This is a genomic window from Planctopirus sp. SH287 (genome assembly GCF_056500625.1).
Window position 1 is genome coordinate 326,680 of sequence record NZ_CM151403.1, and the last position, 24,327, is coordinate 351,006.

Sequence of the window (24,327 nt, forward strand, 5' to 3'; positions counted from 1 at the left end):
AGGTTTGTGCGGTTTGTTGGGGAATGGATTTACAAACACGTCATCCTCGGAATCTTTGAAGCGATTCGGAAAGCTGTGTATGGATCTATCGCAGTTGCAATATTAGTCGCATTATGCACATTCGGCGCGGCGTGTTGGGAGTTTGGCTGTGAAAGATGGCTCGAACTCTTAACGATCTTTACAGCAATCACAACAGCCTCAACTTTATACTTTCTTTTTAAACTCCAAAGAATCGGTAGTTCTGGCAAAGAGAAGCAAAGATTGCCGGTTTTGATCCAGTCAGAGAGGGTTTACGTCCCTGAAACAACTCTGGAATCAACCTCAAGAGTTCTGGCTGTTCATTTGGGCTGGTTGATCTCTGTCTTGACCGATCATCATGATAAAAGCAAAACTCCTGGGCCAAATCTTCGTGCTTGTGTCTACTTAAAAGACGATGAACACATCTGGAGCCTGACTCCTTATGTGGGAGACACTTCTGATACTCCGCCTGCTCGAATTCATCTTTCGGTGGGCGTCAGTGGTGTTTCGGCCCGAATTGGCAAGATGTTTGTGGCAAACCATCCCGCTGGCCCTCACAGGCTCAATTGGCTGATGGAGACCCACTGTTTAACAAAGGAACAGGCTGAACATGTTCCTGAGGATCGTGTCTCATGGGTTGGATTCCCAATTAAAGAAACGCGAGAAACTGGCGAGAGGGAATGCGTTGGCGTAGTATTTATGGATTCCTCGTATTTCAAGTTCTTTTTTAAAAATGAAGGTGCAGACGAACTGAATTCGTCAGTCAAGCAGAGATGGCTTGAGGAAGCCAGTCTGAGAGTCCTTGGCGAAATCTCTCCAAGGCGAAGCGAACTCATCAGGCAAGTGAGAGAGAAAAATGAGTCGATTTAAAAAGCACGGACTCAATCCGATCAAAGTAAATCACCGAAAACTGAAGAAAAACAAGCACGGAGTGGATAACGCAGGCAATCCAATCGATCCACGCCCGTTGCCAGAACCCGTTGAGGTTGTTGAAACTTTCGAGGTTGGAAAAAGGACTTTACGACTGCTCAGCAACGGTGATGTAGTTGATGAACAGGGGCGAGTTTTAGGACAGGCAATTTCTGTGAAGTAAACGCGGAAATGAGCCACTGTATCTTGTTAATCACAGGTTCGCCCGTATGACATTTCTCATCATGCGGCGAACCTGTTGCGTTTTCTGAGGGCGTTGCCCGCTCCATTTATTTGAGCAAGGCGGTGGTATGTCTGAATCCTCACTCTCCACACGTCTGGACACTGCTTTGAAACAAGGTGGAATCCATGTGATTCCTGCTGTTTCAGAAGATGAAACCACCACGGCACTGGTTGAACTGCTCACCAATCTGGCCAAGGAGCTACGTCCCGCTCTGTACGTAACTGACACCAAGGAATACTGTCGCGTAGTGTCTGGCGGAATGGCATGCTGTTGGTTCAAAGCTCGCCGTGCTATACCGATGGCTTTGGACAAGCGTCCCTAACTCGCATTCAGATTTGAAGTTCAGTGCCAACTTCTCAAAGCATGCTACGGCAGCACGACAAGGACGGGTTGTCCTTAACGCCTTCCTGAGAGAAAAGTCGCTTCGGTAAGCCGCAACCAGTGGTGATGGAGGTGACGGTTGACTGGGTTTGATTAACCGCAGCCGCAGCCGCCTTTTCCGCCAGTGCCGCAGCCGCTTTTTTGTTCGGCGGGGCGAGGGCCTGTGGCTTGCACGGGTTGAACTTCGATAATGCCAAAGCCAGCCGCCGCCGCCTGCAAGGCCAGCTTGGTACAGTCCGGGCCGCGACCAGAGAGGACATAGAGAATCCACTTCTGGCGGTCGAGCGTCTGTTCCAGATCCACCAGTTCCAAATCGAGTCCCCAACTGCGGATTCGCAACACCCAGGGCATGAAATCGGTGAGCGCCGTTTGCTCAATCTCGCGGACAATCTCGCGGTCAGAATCAGATTGTGAACGCACCACCACGACGCCGGGAAGCTCGTCTTGGGATTTGAGCTGCCAGGTTTTCGTGATGTCTTCCAGCACAAAGCCGGGAAGTTGGCCGCGGGAGGTTTCCAAAATCACGGCATCACCACGCCTCACCGTCACGCCGGCAGCGACCTGGGCGCGTTCCGTTTCCGGCATACGGCCACTGCGAACCAGCACGACCTGCGTGACTGCTGGCGTAAGTTCTTCAGATGATGAAGATTCTGTTGCGGTAAGCGAATCAAGCGATGACGACATGGAAAATAATCGTAAAAACGAAGGGATGAGAGGAGCGACATGAGGCCACCAAACGATGACCGAAAGCGTTCGATATTCTGGCATGCCGGACGAGAATTCACCATCGCCAGGCAAGTTTCCCGTTGATTTGTGGGTTCATCAACGATTTACAGGCTGAAAGAGGGATGACGTTTGCCACATTCTGGCCAATTGTCAATACTTTCGTCACCTTCCGTTCTGTGCCGCTATCCGGTTTTCTGTCTGAAAGATTCTCTCGAATCGCTCGAACAGAGTTTCTCTGGTGGCCAGAATGATGAAGTGGTTGACGATCAGCAAAGATTTGAGGCGGCATGCAACAACAGATTGAGTCGAAAATTCTCGACAATGGCCTGGTGATCGTTTCCGAAACGTTGCCTGAAACGCGAGCGGCAGCCTTCTGCTGGATGGTGCCTGCGGGAAGCATTTTTCAACAACCCCAGCGAGCAGGGACATCCACGCTGCTGGCCGATCTCATGTTTCGCGGTGCCGGTGAACGCAACGGGCGTGAGCTATTGGGGCAACTCAGCCTGTTGGGTGTGCAGAACGAAGAGTCGATTACGCCCGCCCATGTGGTGCTGGGGGGAGTCACTCAGGCAAGAAACCTGATCCCTTCGTTGCCGGTCTATGCGGAGATCCTCCGTCGGCCACATCTTCCCGAAGACGAACTCGATGCGGCTCGATCAGGTCTCGAAATGACGCTGGCATCGAACGAAGATGATCCACGGCAAAAATTGACGCTGGAATTGCGTCGACGGTCTTATCCCGCCCCCTGGGGCATTCCGGCCGATGGAGAACTGGCCGACTTGCCACAGATTACCATCGATGATGTTCGTGCATTGGCCAAATCGGGTTTGCAGCCTCAAGGCACGATTTTCAGCGTAGCCAGCCCGCTCTCCCTCAAGGAGATCCTTCCCACTGTTGAAAAGCTGTTTGCTGACTGGGAACCGGGGAGCACAACGGCCCCGCCTATTCCGCCGACGCCGGGGGGCTATGAACATCTGACGCATGAATCGCAGCAGACACAAATCGGCATTGCTTACCCTGCGGCAGATTATCGCAGCGATGATTACCTCACCGCCTGGGCCACCATCAGCATTCTCAGCGGTGGCATGAGTTCGCGGCTCTTTACCGAAGTTCGCGAGAAACGCGGGCTATGTTATTCCGTCAGTGCGTCGCTCCATTCGTTAAAAGGGGCGGCTCGCGTCTTGTGTTTCTCCAGCAGCCAGAACGACCGGGCACAGGAAACGCTGGATGTGATTCTGGAAGAACTGGCGCGTCTCAAGCAGGGAATTGCAGAAGAAGAACTGGCCCGGTGCAAAGCTCTTGCCAAGAGTTCACTGGTCATGGCGCAAGACTCGGTTTCGGCCCGCGCAGGATCAATCGCACGAGACTGGTATCATCTGGGGCACGTGCGGACTCTGGCATCTCTCAAATTGCAGATTGAAGCCTTAACCGTGCCAGACTTGCTCGATTATCTGGAGAGATGGCCCATCGAGAGAACGCAAATTCTGACCGTCGGGCCGGAACCTCTCAACGTCGCAGCGGGGCTGTTTCAGACCTCATGAAGTTCAGACATAATCACGTTTTCAGCCATTCAAAGGCCACTTTCGTTCATCCTCGAAATTCCCTTGTCCGTTCGCACGAAATACAGATTCTCCATGCTGCAACAAGCCACGCTTCCTAATGGATTGACGATCCTCGGCGAATATCGTCCCAGTGCCCAGAGCACCGCCTTCGGGTTCTTTGTGCATACGGGAGCACGCGACGAAAACCATGCCTGCGAAAGTGGCGTCAGTCATTTTCTGGAGCACATGGTTTTCAAAGGGACCGAGAGCCTGTCGGCAGAGGCGGTCAATCGCCAATTTGATGATCTGGGCACGAACTACAATGCCTCAACGGGCGAAGAAGTCACCACGTTCTATGCGGCTGTGCTGCCCGAGTATTTCGCGACCGTCTTTCCATTGCAGGCGGCCATTCTTTTTCCAAGCTTGCGGGATGATGATTTCACGACTGAAAAACAGGTGATTCTGGAAGAGATCGCCGAGTACGCCGATCAGCCGCTCTATGTGGCGTATGACAACGTGATGCAGCTTCACTTCCGCGAACATCCTTTAGGACAACCCATTCTGGGGACGCCGCAAAGCATCGAGACACTCACCGCTGCCCAGATGAAAACATATCACCGGGAACATTATCTGGCGGGAAATATCGCGCTGGTGGTGGCCGGGAACTTTGACTGGCAAGAAGTGCTTGAGCTAGCTGAAAAAGAATGTGGTCACTGGCCAGCCGGTGAAACCCGGCATCCCTGTGCCTGTGCCGCCCCGGCTGACAAAACGCTGGTCATCGACCGGCCCGCGCTGCAACAACAGCACATCATGTCGATTTCCCCCGCTCCTGATTCCAGTCACCATCTGCGATATGCGGCTGAGATTGTCTCTATCATCGTGGGCGATGATTCCAACAGCCGGCTGTATTGGGAACTGGTGGATCCGGGCCTCGCGGACATCGCAGAAATTTCCTATAGCGATTATCAAGGCTGTGGGACATGGCTGACATATCTCTGCTGTGACCCGGAAAACACCGTCGAGAACTGGGATCTTGTGCGGCAGGTGCTGGCAGAGGCACTGACAACGCCGTTTACAACAGATGAGATTGAACAGGCTCGTAATCTGCTCGCCACGCGTCTGGTTTCGCGCGGGGAACAGCCGATGCACCGGATGCTGGCCATCGGACAGAACTGGCATTCCCGGCACGAATACCGTTCACTGGATGATGAGTTAGCCGCTCTGGATGCCGTCACAGCCGCTGACCTTCAACAGGTCATTCAAGAATTCCCCTTGTTACTGACATCAACCGTTTCGGTCGGCCCCAATACCACAGAACTCTGAGTTTCCTCCGACGGGTGATCCTCTTAAGGCACAATGTCTCAACTGTATGGAGTGATGTGAATGTCTTCAGTGGCCACCACCACTTCGATCAGAAGCCATGCCGTTCTGCATGCGGCAGCCTCACAACTGCTGATCTGCGATGTGCAGCAGAAGCTCCTCCCCGTCATTCATGACAATGTTCAACTGGCGAGCACAATCGCAACGCTAGCCCATGGGGCTTCGCTGTGGCAAATCCCCATCACAGCCACAGAGCAATATCCGCAAGGCCTGGGAGCAACCGTGGAGTTGCTTAATCCCTGGATCACTCAACGGGTGGAAAAACGGGAATTCAGTGCATTTCCCGCGTTGAAGTGGCCGCCAGCCGGGAAAGTGCCAGGTGGACGGTTTCAAATCGTTCTGTGCGGTATTGAAGCTCATATCTGCGTGCTTCAGACCGCGTTTGACCTGCTGGCCTATGGCTATCAGGTTTTCGTTCCGTACGATGGAGTCGGTAGCTATCGTACGCGCGATGCCGAGTTGGCCTTGCGACGGTTAGAAGGGCACGGCGCAAGTCTCGTCTCGACGGAATCGGTGCTCTTTGAATGGTGCCAGTCGTCCAGCGATCCGCAGTTCCGCGCCATGAGCCAACTGATTAAAGCCGGAAGAGGTGCCTGATGGCTCCCGTGTGGCAGTTCTGGAAAAAACGATCCGGCTCCGATTCTGAAAGAACGGCGGGAGTCGCCACGGACTCTTTGAATCCCCCTGAAGTGGCAAAGGAGTTCCCTGTCCCCGTGCTCTGGCTGCTGGGAAAAACCGGCAGTGGCAAAACGTCAATTATCCGCTACCTCACGCAATCGACAACGGCGGAAATCGGGAATGGGTTTCGTCCGCAAACCAAGACCACTCAGCGATATGATTTTCCCAACAGCGAGCAGCCGCTGCTGACGTTTCTCGACACGCGCGGTTTGGGCGAAGCGGGTTATGACCATACCCAGGACTTGTCTCAACTGGCCGATGAATCCCATTTGATTCTGCTCGTGGTGCGAGTCATGGATCATGCTCAAGCCGAGATGGTCGCAATCCTGGAACAGATCCAGCGGCAACAATCCCAATTGCCGATTTTACTGGTGCTCACTCATCTGCATGAAGCCTATCCCGGCGAAGATCATCCCGCAGCCATTGTGGCAGCCAACGCGTCGGTTGTCTCATCGGAAGCTGTTCCGTGGCCACCCGATCTTGCCCGTTCGATTGAGCAGCAACTGGTGACGTTTGGGAAATTCATTCAGGGGCATGCAACCATTGATTTCACGCAGCCAGAGGATGGATTCACGATTGAATCTCTGGGAGGCGATGAACTGACGTTTGACCTTTGTTCGCTGCTCCCTCAAGCCGCCACGGCGCAGCTCTCACAAATGAAACGTTTTGCGAAGGTCAATGCCGGCTTGCCTGTGGATCTGGGAGCGAAGGTTCGTCGCACGTTGTGGGCTTACAGCAGTGCGGCGGCAGTGGCAGGAGCCGTGCCGGTTCCCTGGGTCGACTTACCTGCGGTGGTGGGATTGCAAGCAGCCATGGCGTGGCAGCTTTCACACTTTTATCGTTACGACTATTCAGGATCACGGATCGGCCAACTGGTGTCAGCGGTTTCCGGCCAGATGATCGCCCGGCAAGGACTTCGCGAACTCCTGAAGTTCATCCCTTATGTCGGATCTGTCACGTCGTCGGCTCTCGCCTTTGCAACCACCTACGGATTGGGCCAGACGATTGTCTGGGCGATTGAACGCGAACGGCTGGGACATCTCCCCTCGGCAAGCGAGTTCCGCGCGCACCTTTCCCAGCAAGCCAGCCTGGCACAAAGCCTTTGGAAGTCAAAGAGCGACCGCTAACGACTCGTGCTCACTCCCCTTTCTGGTGACGTCCAACTCGCTATTTCAAATTGCGATTCGCATCATGTCGATTTGTCATCGCCTGTTCGAGAAATTGCCGCATTTCAAAGACCAGATCCTGTGATTGAGCAGCCTCATTGAGCAGCAGCCACGGGTCATCAGGCAAAAGATGGAGCCGTTCGCGACTGGTGTCCAGCGGTCGCGTCGCCCAGGCAGATAAAGTCACCCCATGCCCTTGCTCGGTCATGCCCGTGGCCATGTCCTTGGTCTTGGCCGTAGTGGCAACTTCGGTCACCATTGTCTCAGCATGACCAGCAGAAGCCTGCATCTGAGGAGTGAGGTGATCGACTGTTCGCCCTTCAGCCGCATTGCTCGACTCGCAGACATCGTTCGACTGGCTGAGATAAATGACATCCGCCGCGACCACGCCACTCCAACCCTGTGATGTGGCTTCAAAGAGCACCGATTGATGGGGTTCCACTGTCCCGCGAGCAAAATCCAGAATGGAATATCCTGAGCCGCAGGGTTGTCCCAAATCCGCTTCTAAAGTCGCTGCAACATCGTCGCTGGTGAGAAGGTCGCGCCAACGAGATCCAGCGGGAAGTCTCTGTAACGGTTCAGTCGTCGCGTCATCACTTGGCAGGGAAGAATTTCCTGCCTGCCAGTACATCAGCGGTGCGCGGAAGCTCATCGCCTCCAGCCCTTGCAATTGAGGACTCCCGGGATGGATCGATTCGACCAGTTCTCCAGCGGCAGCCACAATCATCAAGGTCACTGGTCGCTGGGAGGCACATTGTTGCAACACCTCGACCAAACGCCCCAGCGTGTGATCAATCAACGAGACATAACTCCCATAGACAGGCCACAACTCACCCCATTCAGATTCTTCAATTTCATCCAGCGCCCACCCCTGATCTTCAAAGTCTTCAAAGTAAAGCTCCGCCAGTTCACGAGGTGGTTCCCAAGGCTTAGGCACCCCACGGGAATGAATCCATAGCCATTGAGCAGATTCAGGTTTTGCCTCGTGGGATGAACCATCAGAAGATTCGCAGGTAGTGACGCGCTGGCTCTCAATCCAGTCAATCGCTCTTGAAACCAGCTTTGGAAAGGCAAATTGCGACGGTGGAGTATCCAGCCCATCCTCACCGTCAATCAATTCCACACTCTCCCCCTGAACCAGAGAGTTCCATTCGGCCAGTTGAGACTCATCCAGGAACTGCGTAGCAAATCGGCTGGATGAGTCCGCCAGCAATTGTGCGGTGCAGGACATCGTGGAACGGTGAAAACGAAAGGCCGCCAGCAACTTCAACCATCGTCCCCACCATGAGGGAGGGCTTCCCAGATCCGGGTCATGGGAAATCAGTTGCTCGAACAGAGACCCTTCAAAAGCCAGTCGGTCGATTGTCGGCGTTTCAACCCACTGGTTGCCATAAGCCCCTAACGACGCCAGCGCCAGCCGCTCAAAACTCACGACAACCACCAGTGGCGATCGTCGATTATCAGTCGTCATCAAGTCTCTCCCTGGGGCCTGTCAGTGACTTCTCAATCGCTTTCCCGGCCAGCTTACCTCCCCCGGCCAACTCTTGCATTGGCTTCGCTGAATCTGAGACTCGCGAACGTTGCCAATCCGCCACAACTGTCCCCCCTGACTGGCAACGTGACGCAACTTACTTAACGCAGAGAGGTTACGCCTGCCAGCCCTCATTTCTCGCATGAGCGTGATGCCATAAAGCCACAGCGATGCGGGAGAGCAACAGACGGCACACCAAATTCCATTGACGAAACTCACCGCCACAACCTCAAGAGAGGAAAGGCGTTACAGCTCCGCGTTGCTTTTGGGAAACACGCCGGCTGTCAACCTCAAAGCGATTGGCGCGGCACCTGCTTTACACCTCATTCATCCTGCGAAACACAAAACAACGCCGGATCACACGGTTCTAAACACTTTGAACAACAGAAAGATCTCGATCATGACCAACCTCTTCAACGCTCTTCTTAATGACGAAGCCGGTTTCATTGTTTCTGCCGAACTGGTGCTGATCTCCACCATCGGCGTGCTCTCGATGATCGTCGGCCTCTCTGAAGTGGCCCTCAATATCAACAACGAACTCGAAGATGTCGGAGCCGCCTTCGGCAACATCAATCAGTCTTATAAAGTGGGCGGAGTGGATGGCCACATGGGTGGAACCTACGGCTCCAAATACAAAGACAGCCAGGACTTCTGCGACAACTACTGCAATATCGTCCCCAACGGCGACTTCTCAGGCGAACGCCCATAAGCCCACTGCCAGTCAACCTGCCAGTCAACCGCGACTCATTCAACCAACCGCAGCCAGTGAATGATCCCGATGTCATCGCACCTTGAAGCCTCCTTCGAGCGACACCGTTATCTGTTCACGCAAATTGTCTGATCCTCACACACCTGTTGATATTATTAAGGAATCACGATTCATGGCTTCTCTATTAACAACACTCTATACAGATGAAGCGGGCTTTATTGTTTCTGCGGAACTCGTGCTGATCGCCACAATTGCTGTACTTGCCCTGGTGGTAGGGCTTTCTGAAGTTGCACATGCCGTGAACCAGGAACTGGAAGACGTCGCAAGTGCCTTCGGTACAGTGAATCAAAGCTACCGCTACAGCGGCCTGACTGGCCACCAGGGAGCCGTGGGTGGTGGGAAATACCATGACGGAATCGACTTCTGCGATGGCGACCTGGACATCGTCTGCGACGCTCCTCGCGGAGAATCCGGTGGATACCACCATGGATATGATTACTAAACAATTGTTACAGGAAAAGTAAAAACGAATCACGTGCCAACTCAGGCGATCAATAACGTGAATCACCTGGTGTAAGACCAACAAATCTATTGCTAGTTAAAACTGACAAGTCGTTAGCCCGGATATCTCACCAGGGCGTGGGGGTGGTGTTTTTTTGCTGGTTGGTAATCGGTTGGAGGGCTGGTGGGGGCCGATCGTTGGGGATTTCGTGATCGCGGAGCGGAATTGCAACGGATTTCCGGCGGGTTCATGGTTTTTTTCTCTGCTCAGCGCAGAACTTCTCCCCGCTCTTCGCTGTCGAAACAGGTCTTCGACCGAAGAGGACTTGGCAAACTCCCGATTTCTGAGCCATAGGCTGGTTACACTCGCAGAGGTGTCCGTTCCTGACGCCGGAGGTTGCCAAGGATCTCTCGGAACAGCGCCTGATACGGATACGCCTGCGACAACGACAGCACCACCCGTCGCACACTCACGCTGATGCGTCCACCGATCTTGAGCAGCCTGGCCCGAATCGTGTTGACCTGAGCTGTCGCCAGCGACGTGCCTTTCAGGCCGAACTCCTTGAGCGCTTTATGCAGCACATACGCCATGGTCGAGAACAGCACCCGCAACTGATTACTGCGCATGGCGTGGGTACTCGTGCGGTCGGCGAACAGGAACAACTGCTGTTCTTTAATCCGGTTCTCCATCTCGCCGCGAGCACAATACAGATCCTCGTATAGCGGCCGGGCAGCCATGCGTCTTTCCGGCAGACTCGTCACCACGAACCGGGGGTTGCTCCCTTTCGATAAGTGCTCAGCCTTGCCCACCACCCGGCGGGCCTGCGACCAGCTTTTCCGGGTGCGATACTCAAAGTCTTTGAACACCCGGGAAGAGGCCTGAGTCTGCTCGAACAGAGCTTGCGCCTCGTGCAATTCTTTCCCGATGATGTTCAGCAATCTCTTGTTCTTGGCCAGGCCGAAGACATAATCCACGCGGTTTTGTTCACACCAGTGCAGGATCGCTTCGCGACAGAAGCCGCTGTCTCCACGCACAATGATCCGCACCTGAGGCCAGGCAGCACGCAGCTTGGGAACGATCTTCGCCAAGGCCTCCACGGTGCCCGCACAGGCGTCGATATTCGAGGGTTTGAGTAAGGCCAGGAGCGGCCAGCCATCACAAAAACAGGACAGCGGCAGGTAGCAATAATTCTGGTAGTACCCGTGAAAGAACTTGCCAAGCTGATCGCCGTGAATGGGGTTGTCTGTGGCGTCGAAGTCGAGAATCAGTTCTGGCGGTACGCACAGTTTGGCCTTCATCCGAATGAAGATATCGACCAGCGTTTCCTGCAACTGGTCGATGCTGGCGACAATCTTCTTGTAGCGACTTTTCGCACTGGCTCCGGGCGGTGTGAGTTCCAGCCGGTTGAGCGTGCTCTTGCCCGCCAGCGGCTTGCCGTGATCTTGTGGATGGAGGCGATTGTGGCCAGTGATATCCTTTCGTCCACAGAGCAGCGCCAGGAGAGGATCATGGCGAAGTTGTTCGTGATCGTTGAGGTCTTCATACCCCAAAGCCAGCCCCATCACCCGCTGGAGCAGGAGTTCTTCCACGGTGAATTCAATGAGTTCTTCATCGCGATGATCGGTGAAACACCCGGCCAACTGGCGGACGATGCCGAACCGCTCTTCGACTTCGCGGAGTAAGAGCCCCCCGGCATCGGAAGTGATCTTCCCGCCGTCAAAATCAGCGACCACTTCCCGGCGATCGTGGTGCTGAAAGAGCAGCTGCTGCGTGTTACACTCTGTCATGACGAGACGTCCTTGTGCTGGCGTGGTGAGTTGTGTGGTAACAACACTTTACGCAAATCCAGGCGTCTCGTTTATGCTGCGCTGTGAGAAATCCGGGTTATGGGCCACCCATGCCAATTTCATGGTGCGGTTCAGGTGGCGAAAAAGTTGTGTATAAACGACAGCTCAGAGCCGTGAGCATGGCACGAAGAGTCTTGGATTCCCAACACGGCACAACGTACACGTGTCAAATTGATCTGCAAAAAGTTGTGTGTAAAAGACAGCGGCTCTGAGCAAGCATGTTTTGCGATCGTCAACGCGCTATTTCAAGTTGAGAATCGTATAAGTCGTGCCCGGTTAGCCGGGGATGTGGGGGTCATTGAGAAAGAGTGGAGTGCTGAAGTAGCGATCCATCCGATCGGGAAAGATGGTGACGATGGTTTTCAAATGAGGATATTGTTGACGTAATAGCTGTCCAGCCGCAAAGTTGAGTCCCGAACTGGGGCCGACAGGGAAGCCCTTTCTGATGAGCTTTCTTGTGGTATCTATCGCCAGAGCATCATCCACTTCGATCTCGATCAGATGGTCAATTTTGGCTTCACGGTAGATGGTCGATAACCCATCGACGACCCCAGGGATTTTTGCCGAGAAGCTGCAACATTCGACGTCGGAAATCCAGTGCCGACTGACCGGCTTTGCAAGGACTGCTGAGACATGGCAGCCAAAATCTCGCAGGCCTAAATAGTTACCGACCAGTGTTCCTCCGGTGCCAACTCCTGAAACAAAGGCATCGATACATTCCGTCCCTAACTCGTGGGCAATTTCTTGTGCAGTCTGCGTTTGATGAGCGCGGGCGTTGTCGAAGTTTTCAAATTGCCGGGGCAGGAAGCCTTGATGTTCCAGAGCCAGTTTCTGGCACATCTTGAGTGAACCCAGGATCCCTTCGCTGGAGGGTGTTAATACGACCTGAGCGCCATAGGCCGAGATACTTTTGATACGTTCCTGACTGACGCCTTCCGGCATCACGGCGATGAACTTCAGGCCAAGGTGTGCACTGACCATTGCCAGTGAGATGCTCGTTGAGCCACTCGAAGCTTCAATGACGTATTGGCCTCGTTTGAGAGTGCCATTGCGCATGGCTTTGCCAAGAATAAAGAAAGATAAGCGATCTTTCGTTGAGCCTGAGGGCTGTAAATATTCCAGCTTGGCATAAATCGGCAGGCTGTCATCAAGGCAGACAGGAACGAGTGGAGTGTTGAGCGGAGAAAGCATGTTCTTCTCGAAAGACTCTATCAATAGTTTTTTAGAAATGCTGGAAACCGATCGGTATTTATATCAGTCTCATATAGTCAAGGTAAACTTAATAACGTATAATGCCCCGGCGCTTTCGGAGACTTGTCGCAGTGCATGTGATCCAGGCAATTGTTTCTGGCATGTGGTGCGTTGCATTGAAACACATCGATGATAAAGGACGCGAAAGATGAATCGCCGTGAGTTAATGGGAGCTGTTGGCGCGGTAGGTGCTGCAGCGATATTCAACCAGGCTGATGCCCACGATCATCATGGGGAGATGAAAGATCCGGGGATGATGGCGCCGCTGGGGAATCACCATCTCCATTTCTGCGGTATTCATTGTGCCAAGAAAGATCCTCGCATTCAAATTATCACACAACACTATTGTGGCGGTGTGGCCGGTGGTATGCACCAGTGTCTTCTCTATAGTTCATCAGCTAGGGATGCGAAGCTTCTGGGTGTTGAGTATATCGTGTCGGATGAAGTTTATCGATCACTTCCTGAGGTCGAAAAGCGTTATTGGCACCCTCATACTTATGAGGTTCTGGGGGGTGGTTTAATTGCTCCGGGAATGGCTGCGGGAGATGAACTGACCTTTATGAAAGGTCTGCTCACCACCTGGGGCAAGACATGGCATACCTGGCCCGATCCGACGACGCCGGTTCCTCTGGGCGAGCCGCTATTAATGTGGTCATTAACCGGTGATGGTCAGGAAGACAAGAATGTGATTGCTCAACGTGACCGTGAATTTGGAGTCAATTCCGCTGAAATTCGTCAAAGCCGCATTGATACGATTGGTTATCAGATCCCGTCTGTGCCTTCTCCACAAAATATAGACACCATTGGCAGACAATGGACAGCAACTGGCGAAGATCGACCGACAAAGAGTTGAGTAACCTCTGTGATATTTATCAGGCGATCAATGAGGCCGCTCGGTTCTCATTGATCGCCTTCTTGTTTGTGTCGATGTTGACCCGTATTAAGCTTGAAGGATTAATGATAAGTCTGATGGACTTTCAATCGATCTCCCGAATGCTAAGCACGGCTCTTACGTGGTGGGGATGTTACATTGATATCCTGTGATTTGGGATTCTTCGGCGTCTCTTGAGTTTTCTCGTCCTGAGCCTGGTCGACGCGATTGATCAGATCGAGCGCAGAGACGGGTTGGCCCTCTGGTCGCGGGGCAGGATAAGCGACCTCATTGAACGTCTTTGGCTCTAACAAACGTTGAGCTTCATTGAGCAGGAACTCAATATCCATAAAAGGTTCTGGCCCCAGATCATGCCAACGAGATTTTCCCTGACTATCGATCAGGAATGTTCCATGAATTGGTAGCGATTCAAAATCATCATAAGCCCGGTATTTTTTGAAGGTGTTCAGGTTCACATCGCTCAGTAACGGAATGTTGATCTCCGTTCCAAATCGCTCAATCGATCTTTTCAGCTCCGGAAGATCTTCTGTACTGATTGCGACGATAGAGATTCCCTTCGCTTCAAATTCGGCCACCTTAGGTAAAATTTTCTGCAATTGCTCCACGCAATGCAGGCATCCCCCACCCAGATAGAAAATGACAAGCACCGGCTTGCCCTGATAATCAGCGCTGGAAACCAGTTGGACTTCTGAGGAGCCGGGTTGATGTCCTGGGAGTTGCCATTCACTGGCAGAGGGTGGCGACCATTGTAATGGGCCGAGTGCTGTCAGAGGCGGACGGGCACCGATATCCGTTGGCATGACCCGGGGACTCCGCCAGTCTCCTTGAATTCCCCAGTCTTTTGCCAATTGAGTGATACGTTGCATCGCCGGTGCAGCCAGGTCGGCTGAGTGGGCTACTTTCTGGAGTTCCGCAAATTTTGCTTTGGCTGCCTCTTCATCGCCGGACTTGACCAGGAGTTCAATCAACCAGATCATCGGCAACACTTCTTCGGCGTGCTGCTTCACATACCTTTCCAGCTCACTTCGTGCCTCGTCTTTCTTGCCAGAAGCCCATCGAAAATGCGCCAGATCGCGGGCACTGGCACCGCCGGCACGATTGAGCTTTTTGAGAGCTTCCTGATACTGCCCCTCTCGTGCCAGCTTCCAGGCAGAAACTTCATCCAGGGCGCGATCGAGTTGACGCAATGGTTCATCGGTCGCGCGGACGCTGGATTTGCGAGCTGATTCGATGGCTTTGGCGTCTGGAGTTTTCGTCGGATCTTTTGCAGAGGCTGATGCTTCGGCCTTGGCCATGGTGATTTCGCGATCTTCCGCCAGCCGGTCGCGCCAGTTCTGGAGAATCTCAGCCGTTGCTTCAAATTGTGCAATTTCGCCCATTCCTTCATAGGCACGAGCCAACATTCTCAAGCGTTTGATCTGCTCGGACGTTTGGCCTGTCGGTGCCAGAGTGGACTCATGGGCCGACTGGATTAACTCTGGCCACATCTCGAATTGAGAGTAAACCTCCCAGAGACGCAATCGTCCAAAGTGCGCGCTTCCTGATCCCGGCAAACGATTGAAAGACGGATGTTGGGGAAGAGTAATCATGTTGGATGCCAAGGCCCTGGCATCGTGCATCCTTCCCAGAAAGATCAGATTGCGGCACAACCATTCATTGTTATGCGCAAAGTTATGAATCTGATCAGGGAGTACGCCATCTCGCATCATGTAAGCATGATCGACACGGGCCGAGGCTTCCTGCTGATAGGCCGCGTCGGCGTAACGATTGAGCCGTGAATAGATATGGCCGGGCATATGCCACATATGAGCAATCCCCGGAGCCGATTGGCCACACTGTGCCGCTGAAGCCAGTGCTTGCTCGCTCCGCTCATAATCCCAAAGATGGATGACAAAGTGATGGCAAGGATGCTGTGGGTTTTTCGCTAAGACGCTTTCCAACAGCATGCCTAGGGCGACATGGTTCGTGATCGGCAGATCATTGCGAACCTGCCATGTCTGGAGTGCCAGAAAGGCTCTGGCTTCAAGATCATCCGGGAATTGATAGATGATCTGCTCAAGGTCTTTCAGGCTTTTCTGGGCACGTTGCTTTTTCAGTTCGCCTTCATTTTTTGTCTCGAAGGCATGCCAATTGGAAAGGGCATTGATGTAAAGCTGTTCGCGTGGACTGGCCGACTTTTTTCGCTCGACCGCATCAGCGATAAATTTCTTCGCCCGTTTTTCGTTATTGATGTTCGCCTGAGCCATCCCCCAATAGGCCATCGCGCAATCAGGATCAAGTTGGGCTGCCTGACGAAATGAGCGTTCGGCTTCGAAGTACCAGAAGCCGTGTAGTTGACCAACGCCCTGATTGATCCACGCCTGAACCTGAGGATGTTTAGACGTGACGGGGAAGTGAATCTGACCTGTGGTGCCCATCAGATAGGCCGCTTGCCGAGGCCCCTGATCGAATGCTTCTCCATGATAGGAGTGACCGGCATCCACGACATTTTCAGGGGTGACTGCACTGACGACTGGCGGGTTTTCCGCCGGGTAAACAGCCGGCAGATTCGCGCTAAAAAGGAAACAGATTCCGAAAGGAATCACCAGGCATCTGGCCATGGAGAATCGCCAGTTGAATGATGTGGAAGAAGTTGACATTCGATAACGTCCACTCGAGTGGTAAGCTCATCGAGGTTTGTGCAAAGCCACATTTGTGCAAAACACTAAATTGTGGCGCGATCAACAAAAGAAATCATGGAGGATCGAGTTTGTCTCGTCCTCCATGATCATCCTACGTCAAAATCCAGCTGTCAGTAAGGAACTCGTGTTACTGGGCGGCTGCTTTCGTCTCTTCTTTTGCCTCTGGAAGTGGGCCATAGATCTTTTCCAGCAGCGTTTCCAGTTCTTTCCCACGAGCTTTCAGAGAGATCACTTTGCCATCTGCGCCAATGAGAATACAAGCGGGAATCGCATTGATGCCGTAGTAGCGAGCGGTGGCATTTTTCCAGCCGACGCTTTTTTCTGCATCTTCCCCTGTGGGGTAAAGATTAGCCCAGGGAATTTCGCGTTTTTCAATAAAGGCCTTCAGCGGCTCAACGCTGTTATCGAGGCTAACGCCCACCACTTCAAAACCCTTGCTGTGGTATCCTTCGTACATCTGCTTCACTCGGGGAATTTCTGCCACACAAGGCCCGCACCAGGTGGCCCAGAAGTCAACCAGGACGACTTTGCCCTTCAGGGATGCCAGGTCAAACTCTTTTCCATCGACAGTAGTTCCGGTCAGCTGCATTTCGTTGCCAACCAGATTCAGTTTACGAGCAATGCCGCGAACTCGACCGGCTGTATCAAGAATCTTCTCATTGCTTGAACCTTCCAGCGTGTCGGCCAGACGTGTGGCATAGCTGCTTGCCGCCTGTGACAATTCTGGAGAGGATTCCAGGAGACGGATCGCATCCATCGCAAGTGTCACTGAAGCGGGGGAGTATTCGCTGGACTTCACCCGTGCAAGCGTTTCGGTCAGAAGTGTGTCCACTTCGGCTGGTGGCAGTTGAGGAATCGTATTGAGCCTTAACAGGTCAATTTTTTCTTCAGCCAGTTTGGCCACGGCAGGGCGTTTGTCAGCAGAGAGACGCGTCGCCACAGCGATGGCAGATTCTGCAGAACCAGGTGCTTTCAGGCGCAGAAGCATCAACTGAGCATTCAGCAACATGCCGGCGGCCTGCTCATGCTGCTTTTCAGTGGCTGTTTCGTCGGCCAGCACTTTTTCTGTGACTTCGGCGATCTTGTTGGAAGCCTTCAGACGCAGGGCAGTCATTTCTTCAAATGATTTGACCTTCTGGTTAGAAATCAATGCTTGTGATCCCAGCCGACGAGCGACAGCGATCAATTCCCGGGGGCCACCTTCGGGGATCTCGAAAAAGTCTTCCGGCAGTTTCAAATCCATCTCATCAACGGTTAACCCCAGCGCAGCCGCAGCGCGGGCTTTTGCTAGCTTGGCCTTGGCTTCGTCATTTGCCGAAGCTTTGGCATTAGCTGCAGGCTTTTCCTCTCCTGACTGAACGGTGGCGGCTTTGACGGCGGCCGGCTTTTCATCCACAGCCAACAGTTCACTCCCTGAGAAGAGAGCGATTTGCAATGTCGCCAGAGCCAATGCTCCCTGAGCCGCTCGCTTGGTCAATGAGCTGGCAACTGGCAGAAATCCTGAGAATCGAACGTCCAAATCACTCTGAGGCATGCGGGTATCCTTCGCGTTTCTAATCTTCTAACTGAAGTTCACCATCCAGCGAGCGATTGGAGGGAAGCAACGAAACGATCAAGGGGGAAATTCAGTCTCTCGTTTCGATTTCAGAGCCGTGAGCACGTCACTCTGCCTGATAGAACTTCTATCAATCTACAAAACAGAATGCACGAAAAATAAACGCCGATCAGCAGAGTTCCGACCGCGGAATTCCCCGGATCTTTGTGATTTAACGTAACGTTTTTACTGTAAATGAGTTGTGCGTATAAAGCGATGTTGATTTGTGTGGATGTGGTCACATTTTTCGATATCAATGAGCCTTCAGATGGGAAAAAGATCCATCCATTTGTCTTGATCTCATCATAAAATCGAATGGTCGTTCGCACGGATTGGTGTGTGAATGCCAAGGATGACTTGGGGAGCCAGTTGATAGCAGTCAAAAAAATAAGTCCCCGGCTTTGAAAGATAAGCCGGGGACTCGTTGGTAAGCCGTTGTCTATCAGTCATCAAATGAGATACTGGCTTGGGAAGAATTACTTTTCACCAGCGGGAGGTGCTGCATTTTCAGTCTTGGTCTTTGGCTCGGGAGCAGGGCCGAGCAATTTGGCCAGAGCGACTTCAAGATTTTCGCCGCGGGCTTCCATCGAGACCACTTTCCCTTGGGCATCAATCAAAATGCAGGTAGGAATACCGCTGATTCCATAATACATGGCCTGTGGGCTGGCCCAACCACCTTCTTCGCCTTCTTTGGGCTGATGAAATAAGGTTGTCCAGGGGATTTCCTGTTCTTTCAGGAAGGCGACAAGTTCGTCCTTGCTGTCATCAAGGCTGATGCCTACGACTTCAAAACCTTTGGCATGATAAGCCTCATAGGCTTTTTTGAGGTTCGGCATTTCAGCAAGACAAGGGCCACACCAGGTCGCCCAGAAATCGACCAGCACCACTTTTCCCTTCAAGTTCGCCAGATCAAACGGCTTTCCGTCGATTGTGGTTCCCTTGAGGACCATGGTGTTGCCAGGAAGGTTCAGTCGACGCCCCATTCCTCGCACTTGTTCAGCGGCTTGCTTGAGTTCTGCGGTCTCCCCTTTGTCAAGGAGTTCAGCGAGATCACCTAAAAAGTCGACCGCAGGGCCGCTCTCGGGCAGGCTTTCCATGACCATGGCCAGTTGCAAGGCGTTTCCAAGGCTCTCTTCCGAAAATTTGGACTTCTCGACGTTACCAAGAACCTCTTTTGTGAGGGCTGCCCGATCCTGGGCGGTCAGCGTGGGCAGCGAAAGAATGCGTAGCGCCAGTAAACGATCAATAGCCAGCTCGGAAATCTCTTTGCGCGGATCAGCCTTGAGCTTTGTGGCTGCTGCAAGGGCTTCTTCGGTTGCGCCTTTGATCTGTGCGCTGGCGAGAAGGGTGTGTGCGTCCAGAAGCATTTTGGCGGCTTCGACCGCAGTCTCGGGTTCGACCTTGGGCATGGCAAGAACTTGCCCGCTGCCAATAATAATCGTCTTCTGAACGCGGATCGCGTGCTCAATGGCCTGCTCACGGTTTTTCAGCCGTGGTTGTTTGCCCTGAAGATCCTCCAGAAATTCCAGAATGTCGTCCGCCGAACCCTTGGGAATGGCATAAAGGGCTTCAGAAACCTCTTCTTGTGCCAAGGGGTTTTTGGTGGAAATTGAAGGTGGCACTGGTTCTTGAGCGGAAAGACTCAAGGGGGTTGTTCCTACGAACAGAACTGCGGCAAGTAACAGGCCGCCAGCCGTCGTGAAAGAGGCTCCAGTGAAAACCTGTTTTCCACAAAAGAATGAAGGCAGATCTTGCGAGGCAATTGATCTCAGGTGCATAAAGTTGTCCAGCTAGCTGTATGTCGGGCCGATGTGTTCGTTGAGAAATCAACGATAGCCACTCAGATTGTCATCGACCTTGATCAAAATTGCACACCCAATTCAGGGGCTAACGCACAAATCTGACAAATGGCATAGACCGGCTCAGAGAGCACAGTCACAGAACACAGTCACAAAACTTCAATGAAATTGGGTTGGCCTGCACATTCCGTAAGAGGCGAGAAATCACTCCTGCCTCAGGATTTCTCCATAAAACAAATCAATGCTCGCTTGTGTCATCTTGGGTTGCCTGGGCAAAATGTGCCTAACCTCCGCTTACCCGGCATTTTTCGTTAATAGCATTGTTCCGTGAGATTTCACGCCAGTGCGGAAGGTTCAGACGCGGTGGAGTCTGCCGCAACACTTCACAGATTTGCTCGCCACTTGAAGGTTGATTCATGTCTTTTCCGACTCGAATTTCTCTCGCGACTCCCACCGCACTCCGGAATGTCAGCTTTGTGGTGGTCTCACTGATTGGGGCCACCGGAATGGGATCTGACGATCTGCCAGCTTCCGCCATTCAACCCATGAATGTGCAAGGACAATCCCCTCTGCTGGAACAGGATCAGCCTGCGATCCAACCGCCGGTCTCAGCCGAAAATCCTGAGATCGCCCCGAAAATTACGAATCAGAAAATCACAGATCAAAAAACAGCGGATCAGAAAACAGCAGAGCCACTCTTACCGGGTGCTTCCTCTGCCGAGCCACCTCTGAAGAGCGAAGCCCCCCCTTCACCTGAAAAATCGACGGAGATGCCCGCTGATCAGCCCAAGGCCGAAGTAAAACCTCAAGGCAACAACGACAAGCCAGCACGCGACGGGCAGCAGAAAAGCGAAGAGAAGCCGAAAAGCAGGGGCAGCGACGAGAAGAAGAGCGCGAAAAGTACAGATAAGAAGGGGATCGCGAAAAGTGCGGAGAAGAAGGAGGGTTCTGAGAAGCCCAAGAATGGAGACAAACCAAAACCACCAGGTAAGCCCAAGCCGGTTGATCTTCCCGTCTTGTCTCCTACTGGTGTCGATCTGAAAAAGGGGGCCACCACCATCGAAGACGCTGGCCCTGATTACACCTGGCAGGGTGAGTACATGACCTGGGACTGGTCACCCGAAAAAGGTTGGCAGCAGTTGGGGATTCAGGTGGCTGCACGTGGTCATGGTCGGTTTGAAGCGCTCGCTTATCCCGGAGGGCTTCCAGGGAATGGAGTCGGCCCTCGCGCCACCATGCCGAATCTGACGCCGATCCTTGACCCGAGTTCAGAACTCCTTCCTCCCACATGGGCGGGAACGGGAACCGCTAGCCCTGAAGGACTGGTGATTGACTTTCCCAAGCATCCTCAGGGGAGAAAGTTCATCACTCGCGATGGTCAGGCGGGAACGCTGCTACGCGGAGATGGTTCCCTTCTTGCTCATGCCCGGAAATGGCACCGTCATAGCCAGCGCGAGGGGATTCAACCCCCTGTGGGAGCGATTCGACTCTTCGATGGCACTGATACCAACGAGTTGAAAAATCTCAAGATGACTCCCGATGGACTTATGGAAATTGGGTCAGAAACCAAGCGGCAATGGCAGAATTTTCTTCTTCATGCCGAGTTCAAAACGCCCTTTATGCCGTTGGCACAAAGTCAGGCGAGAGCCAATAGCGGCTTCTATTTACAAAAGCGATATGAAGTCCAGGTTCTCGATTCGTTCGGCGTCATCCCTCAGTTTAATGATGCCGCCGCGATTTACCGTTTCAAGATGCCGGACTTGAATATGTCGTTTCCGCCACTCGCCTGGCAAACTTATGACATCCAATTTCAGGCCCCCCTGTTTGATGAACAGGGAAATAAAGTTCAGAACGGTCGATTGACCGTTTGGCACAACGGCGTCGTGGTTCAGAACAATGTCTCATTGGAGAACAAGACCGGCGGTGGCAGCAAAGAAGGCCCCGAAGCACTCCCGATTCTCTTTCAAAACCACGGAAATCCTGTCCATTTCCGCAACATCTGGCTCCAGGAGATTGCTCCTCAAGTGCGTTTAGCACCCGCTGGATGCTGCATTCCCACAAACTGTTCGACAAACAGAAAATAAGTTTTCCCTGTCAATCGTTTATTTTCGAGGAGGGAATTCATCGTTCCAGTCACCGTGAAAGGCAGCGATGATCATCCTTGAATGTGATCGCACGCCTCAAGAATGAAGCACTGGCCGTCAACTCTTCAAGAAGACGACTTAAAAACTACGAAAGGCGAACTCCGCCAATCGACTCGATGAGAGAGACTTGCGACATGAGCCGTGCTTCAGCCGATCCTACGGCGGCCCCATTGCCGCCAGTCTCTTCAGCAGCAGGGTTCATCCCCGAGTTAAGTCCCGCGTTGAATTCGCTTGAAGAACAACCCGCCAATTCACCCTCTTCTGACGCAGTCTGGTGGCGAATGACGCCACGAGATCTGTTGGTAGTATGGTTCTTGATCGCTCTGCTACTGGCATTGTGCCTGGGCCGCGTTATCTGGTATGCGGCGCAAGGACAACCTCTGGTGCGGTTGGAAACTCTGAGCGGCGAACCCAGTATCTTTGTTCTCGACGTGAATACCGCAACCTGGATTGAGTTTCTGCAACTGGATGGAGTGGGCGAAACGTTGGCTCGTCGGATTGTGGAAGAACGTGAATCGCGCGGGCCGTTCACTTCTGTGGACGATCTGGTTCGTGTGCGCGGTATCGGCCAGAAGTTGCTCGAAAGATTTCGTCCTTCTCTCACTTGCAGCGAGCCAACACCCTCTGCCACGCACTAAATCCGTTTCCGGGTCAGTGTGGCGGCGTATGTACGTCATTTGTCATGTAAAGAATGAGTTTTTACGCCGCCAGAAAGCGACAATTAAGAGGGAAATCGCACTAATCCTGATTCCGGGCCAAGTGGAATCTTTTGATCCTGATCGAGGGTGTCAGCGGCTATCCAGCCCGACATCATCACCATGGGCATGCCGGGGCCGGGATGGACGCTGCCACCCGCCAGATACAGCCCTTTAACGGCTGCATAGCGATTGGCGGGTTTGAATGCTCCCATGTATTTTCCATGACTGGCCAGGCCGTAAATCGCCCCTTTCAGAACACGGTAGCGATCCTGGATGTCTTGTGGTGTTAAGGCCGATTCATAGACGATCCGGTCTTCAATATCAGTGAGGCCCGCCGATCGTTTGAGCTTATCGAGAATCACCTGACGATACTCAGGAAGCATCTTTGACCAGTCGTGAGAATCTCTCAGATAGGGGGTATGGACGAGGATATACATCGCCTCACCGCCTGCGGGGGCTACGTCAGGCTCTGTCACGGCTGGGGTGCAGACATAGCAGGTCGGATCGGGAGCAGGAATCCCTTGATGATAGATGGCGTCGAATTCGTCATGGGGATTCTTTGAAAAGATGAAATTGTGATGCAGTAACTGGGGGTAGCGTTTTTTCAGACCCAGATAGAGCACCACACCCGAACAGGCAGGTTCATAGGTGCGTTCATTCATAAATCGTGCCTGATCGTCGCTGTTCAGCAATTCTTCGTGCATGCGGACACAATCAGCGTTGGAGACAATTGTGTCGCAGGCAAAGGCTTCTCCCGTTCCCGTGACCAGGCCAGTGACGCACCCGTTGGCGTGTGTGATGCGTTCGACCGATGTTCCTTCGCGAAAAGTCGCACCGAGATCGCAGGCCAGCTTTCTCAGTGCTTCAGCAATGGCACGGGTTCCTCCCAAGGGGTACCAGACTCCCTCTTGTGTCTGCATGTGCGCAATGCCGCAAAGGACGGCTGGCGATGCTTCAGGAGAAGAACCTACATACTGAGTGAAGTGATCGACCAGTTGAGCGACCCGGTCATCGGGAATATACGAGCGAACTGTGCCAGCCACCGATTGCCCCATGCGGAGTGTCAACACATCTTTCAGACCTTGAAGATCAAAGAGGTCACCTGCGTGGAACATGTCTTTGATGGAGCCAACTGACTTCCAGAAAAACACGCGGTGGCTGATATCATGAAGTTTCGCCGAGTATTCAAGGAACTTGCGATACCCATGGCCAGCAGCGGGAATGTCTGAAAACTCGTTGATTCGCCGGTACATCTCGTCAACATTGGCGACGAGATCAAGAACGTCCCCATCATCGAAGATACATCGCCATTGAGGATCCAGTGGCACCAGCGTGAGATAGTCTTCCATGGGCCTGCGGGCCTCGGCAAAGATTCTGCGCAAGACTGAGGGAATCGTGAGAATGGTTGGCCCCATGTCGAAGCGGAAGCCTTCTGCTTCCAGTTGAGCCGCTTTACCACCAGACCAGGAATTTTGTTCAAAAACGGTGACTTGATAGCCACGGGCAGCCAATGTGCAGGCAGATGCCAGTCCACCCAGGCCGGCACCGATGATTGCAACTTGTGGTGAGGATGAACGAATCATGCGGGTCTGATCTTCCTGGCGACAGGGTCATTCTGGCTGAGTTGATGATCCAT

The 24,327-nt window shown here is 53.0% G+C and carries 20 protein-coding genes; 12 read left to right on the forward strand and 8 right to left on the reverse strand.

All coding sequences use genetic code 11. The features are described 5' to 3' along the window. Nucleotides 1-6: 6 nt before the first annotated feature. From SH287x_RS01160 to SH287x_RS01170, 3 genes are all read left to right on the forward strand, one after another. Nucleotides 7-888 (forward strand): hypothetical protein, encoded by an 882-nt coding sequence (locus SH287x_RS01160; RefSeq protein WP_479516605.1) that lies wholly within the window; start codon nucleotides 7-9, stop codon nucleotides 886-888. After that, on the forward strand, nucleotides 875-1,111 hold the full coding sequence (locus SH287x_RS01165) for a hypothetical protein (protein ID WP_479516606.1): 237 nt from the start codon (nucleotides 875-877) through the stop codon (nucleotides 1,109-1,111). The genes SH287x_RS01160 and SH287x_RS01165 overlap by 14 nt, the downstream gene beginning before the upstream one ends. A gap of 127 nt (nucleotides 1,112-1,238) precedes the next feature. Then, entirely contained in the window at nucleotides 1,239-1,493 is a 255-nt protein-coding gene (locus tag SH287x_RS01170) for a hypothetical protein (protein WP_479516607.1), read from the forward strand. 152 nt (nucleotides 1,494-1,645) lie between these two features. On the opposite strand, the gene SH287x_RS01175 is transcribed toward SH287x_RS01170, so the two are convergent. Beyond that, nucleotides 1,646-2,320: a hypothetical protein gene (locus tag SH287x_RS01175; RefSeq protein WP_479516608.1), complete on the reverse strand. Its 675-nt coding sequence runs from the start codon at nucleotides 2,318-2,320 to the stop codon at nucleotides 1,646-1,648. Between the two features lie 245 nt (nucleotides 2,321-2,565). Between SH287x_RS01175 and SH287x_RS01180 the strand changes: the two genes are divergently transcribed. The 4 genes from SH287x_RS01180 (at nucleotide 2,566) to SH287x_RS01195 (ending at nucleotide 7,004) form a co-directional block, all read left to right on the forward strand. Further along, complete coding sequence (locus tag SH287x_RS01180) at nucleotides 2,566-3,819, forward strand: M16 family metallopeptidase (RefSeq protein ID WP_479516609.1); 1,254 nt, start codon at nucleotides 2,566-2,568, stop codon at nucleotides 3,817-3,819. 93 nt (nucleotides 3,820-3,912) lie between these two features. Further along, nucleotides 3,913-5,142, forward strand: a complete 1,230-nt coding sequence (locus SH287x_RS01185; protein ID WP_479516610.1) for a M16 family metallopeptidase — start codon at nucleotides 3,913-3,915, stop codon at nucleotides 5,140-5,142. Nucleotides 5,143-5,202: 60 nt separating this feature from the next. After that, nucleotides 5,203-5,796: an isochorismatase family protein gene (locus SH287x_RS01190; protein WP_479516611.1), complete on the forward strand. Its 594-nt coding sequence runs from the start codon at nucleotides 5,203-5,205 to the stop codon at nucleotides 5,794-5,796. After that, nucleotides 5,796-7,004 carry a GTPase family protein gene (locus tag SH287x_RS01195; protein WP_479516612.1) on the forward strand — a complete coding sequence of 403 codons (1,209 nt, stop codon included), beginning with the start codon at nucleotides 5,796-5,798 and terminating at the stop codon, nucleotides 7,002-7,004. Before SH287x_RS01190 ends, SH287x_RS01195 begins: the two co-directional genes overlap by 1 nt. A gap of 40 nt (nucleotides 7,005-7,044) precedes the next feature. Here the strand turns inward: SH287x_RS01195 and SH287x_RS01200 are convergent, their stop codons facing one another. Further along, nucleotides 7,045-8,514, reverse strand: coding sequence for a hypothetical protein (locus SH287x_RS01200; RefSeq protein WP_479516613.1), 1,470 nt, complete (start codon nucleotides 8,512-8,514; stop codon nucleotides 7,045-7,047). A 460-nt stretch (nucleotides 8,515-8,974) separates the two neighbouring features. Here SH287x_RS01200 and SH287x_RS01205 point away from each other — a divergent pair, with 460 nt between their 5' ends. Together SH287x_RS01205 and SH287x_RS01210 are read left to right on the forward strand one after the other, a co-directional pair. After that, nucleotides 8,975-9,283, forward strand: coding sequence for a branched-chain amino acid aminotransferase (locus SH287x_RS01205; protein ID WP_479516533.1), 309 nt, complete (start codon nucleotides 8,975-8,977; stop codon nucleotides 9,281-9,283). 172 nt (nucleotides 9,284-9,455) lie between these two features. Continuing rightward, entirely contained in the window at nucleotides 9,456-9,785 is a 330-nt protein-coding gene (locus tag SH287x_RS01210; protein WP_479516614.1) for a branched-chain amino acid aminotransferase, read from the forward strand. A gap of 359 nt (nucleotides 9,786-10,144) precedes the next feature. On the opposite strand, the gene SH287x_RS01215 is transcribed toward SH287x_RS01210, so the two are convergent. Beyond that, nucleotides 10,145-11,572 (reverse strand): IS1380 family transposase, encoded by a 1,428-nt coding sequence (locus SH287x_RS01215; RefSeq protein ID WP_479516535.1) that lies wholly within the window; start codon nucleotides 11,570-11,572, stop codon nucleotides 10,145-10,147. 336 nt (nucleotides 11,573-11,908) lie between these two features. Next, on the reverse strand, nucleotides 11,909-12,823 hold the full coding sequence (locus SH287x_RS01220) for a PLP-dependent cysteine synthase family protein (protein WP_479516615.1): 915 nt from the start codon (nucleotides 12,821-12,823) through the stop codon (nucleotides 11,909-11,911). 208 nt (nucleotides 12,824-13,031) lie between these two features. Between SH287x_RS01220 and SH287x_RS01225 the strand changes: the two genes are divergently transcribed. Next, complete coding sequence (locus SH287x_RS01225; protein ID WP_479516616.1) at nucleotides 13,032-13,736, forward strand: DUF1264 domain-containing protein; 705 nt, start codon at nucleotides 13,032-13,034, stop codon at nucleotides 13,734-13,736. A 143-nt stretch (nucleotides 13,737-13,879) separates the two neighbouring features. On the opposite strand, the gene SH287x_RS01230 is transcribed toward SH287x_RS01225, so the two are convergent. The 3 genes from SH287x_RS01230 to SH287x_RS01240 all read right to left on the reverse strand — a co-directional run bounded on the left by SH287x_RS01230 (nucleotide 13,880) and on the right by SH287x_RS01240 (nucleotide 19,828). Next, nucleotides 13,880-16,414 (reverse strand): redoxin domain-containing protein, encoded by a 2,535-nt coding sequence (locus SH287x_RS01230; RefSeq protein WP_479516617.1) that lies wholly within the window; start codon nucleotides 16,412-16,414, stop codon nucleotides 13,880-13,882. Between the two features lie 169 nt (nucleotides 16,415-16,583). Beyond that, nucleotides 16,584-17,990, reverse strand: a complete 1,407-nt coding sequence (locus tag SH287x_RS01235; protein WP_479516618.1) for a TlpA family protein disulfide reductase — start codon at nucleotides 17,988-17,990, stop codon at nucleotides 16,584-16,586. Between the two features lie 536 nt (nucleotides 17,991-18,526). Continuing rightward, a complete protein-coding gene (locus tag SH287x_RS01240; protein WP_479516619.1) occupies nucleotides 18,527-19,828 on the reverse strand; it encodes a TlpA family protein disulfide reductase in 1,302 nt (433 codons plus the stop codon). Nucleotides 19,829-20,265: 437 nt separating this feature from the next. On the opposite strand from SH287x_RS01240, the gene SH287x_RS01245 reads away from it, so the two are divergent. Then, a complete protein-coding gene (locus SH287x_RS01245; protein ID WP_479516620.1) occupies nucleotides 20,266-21,933 on the forward strand; it encodes a 3-keto-disaccharide hydrolase in 1,668 nt (555 codons plus the stop codon). A gap of 194 nt (nucleotides 21,934-22,127) precedes the next feature. After that, nucleotides 22,128-22,631, forward strand: a complete 504-nt coding sequence (locus SH287x_RS01250; RefSeq protein ID WP_479516621.1) for a ComEA family DNA-binding protein — start codon at nucleotides 22,128-22,130, stop codon at nucleotides 22,629-22,631. Nucleotides 22,632-22,714: 83 nt separating this feature from the next. Here SH287x_RS01250 and SH287x_RS01255 read toward each other — a convergent pair whose 3' ends face one another. After that, nucleotides 22,715-24,274: a phytoene desaturase family protein gene (locus SH287x_RS01255; RefSeq protein ID WP_479516622.1), complete on the reverse strand. Its 1,560-nt coding sequence runs from the start codon at nucleotides 24,272-24,274 to the stop codon at nucleotides 22,715-22,717. Between the last annotated feature and the right edge of the window lie 53 nt (nucleotides 24,275-24,327).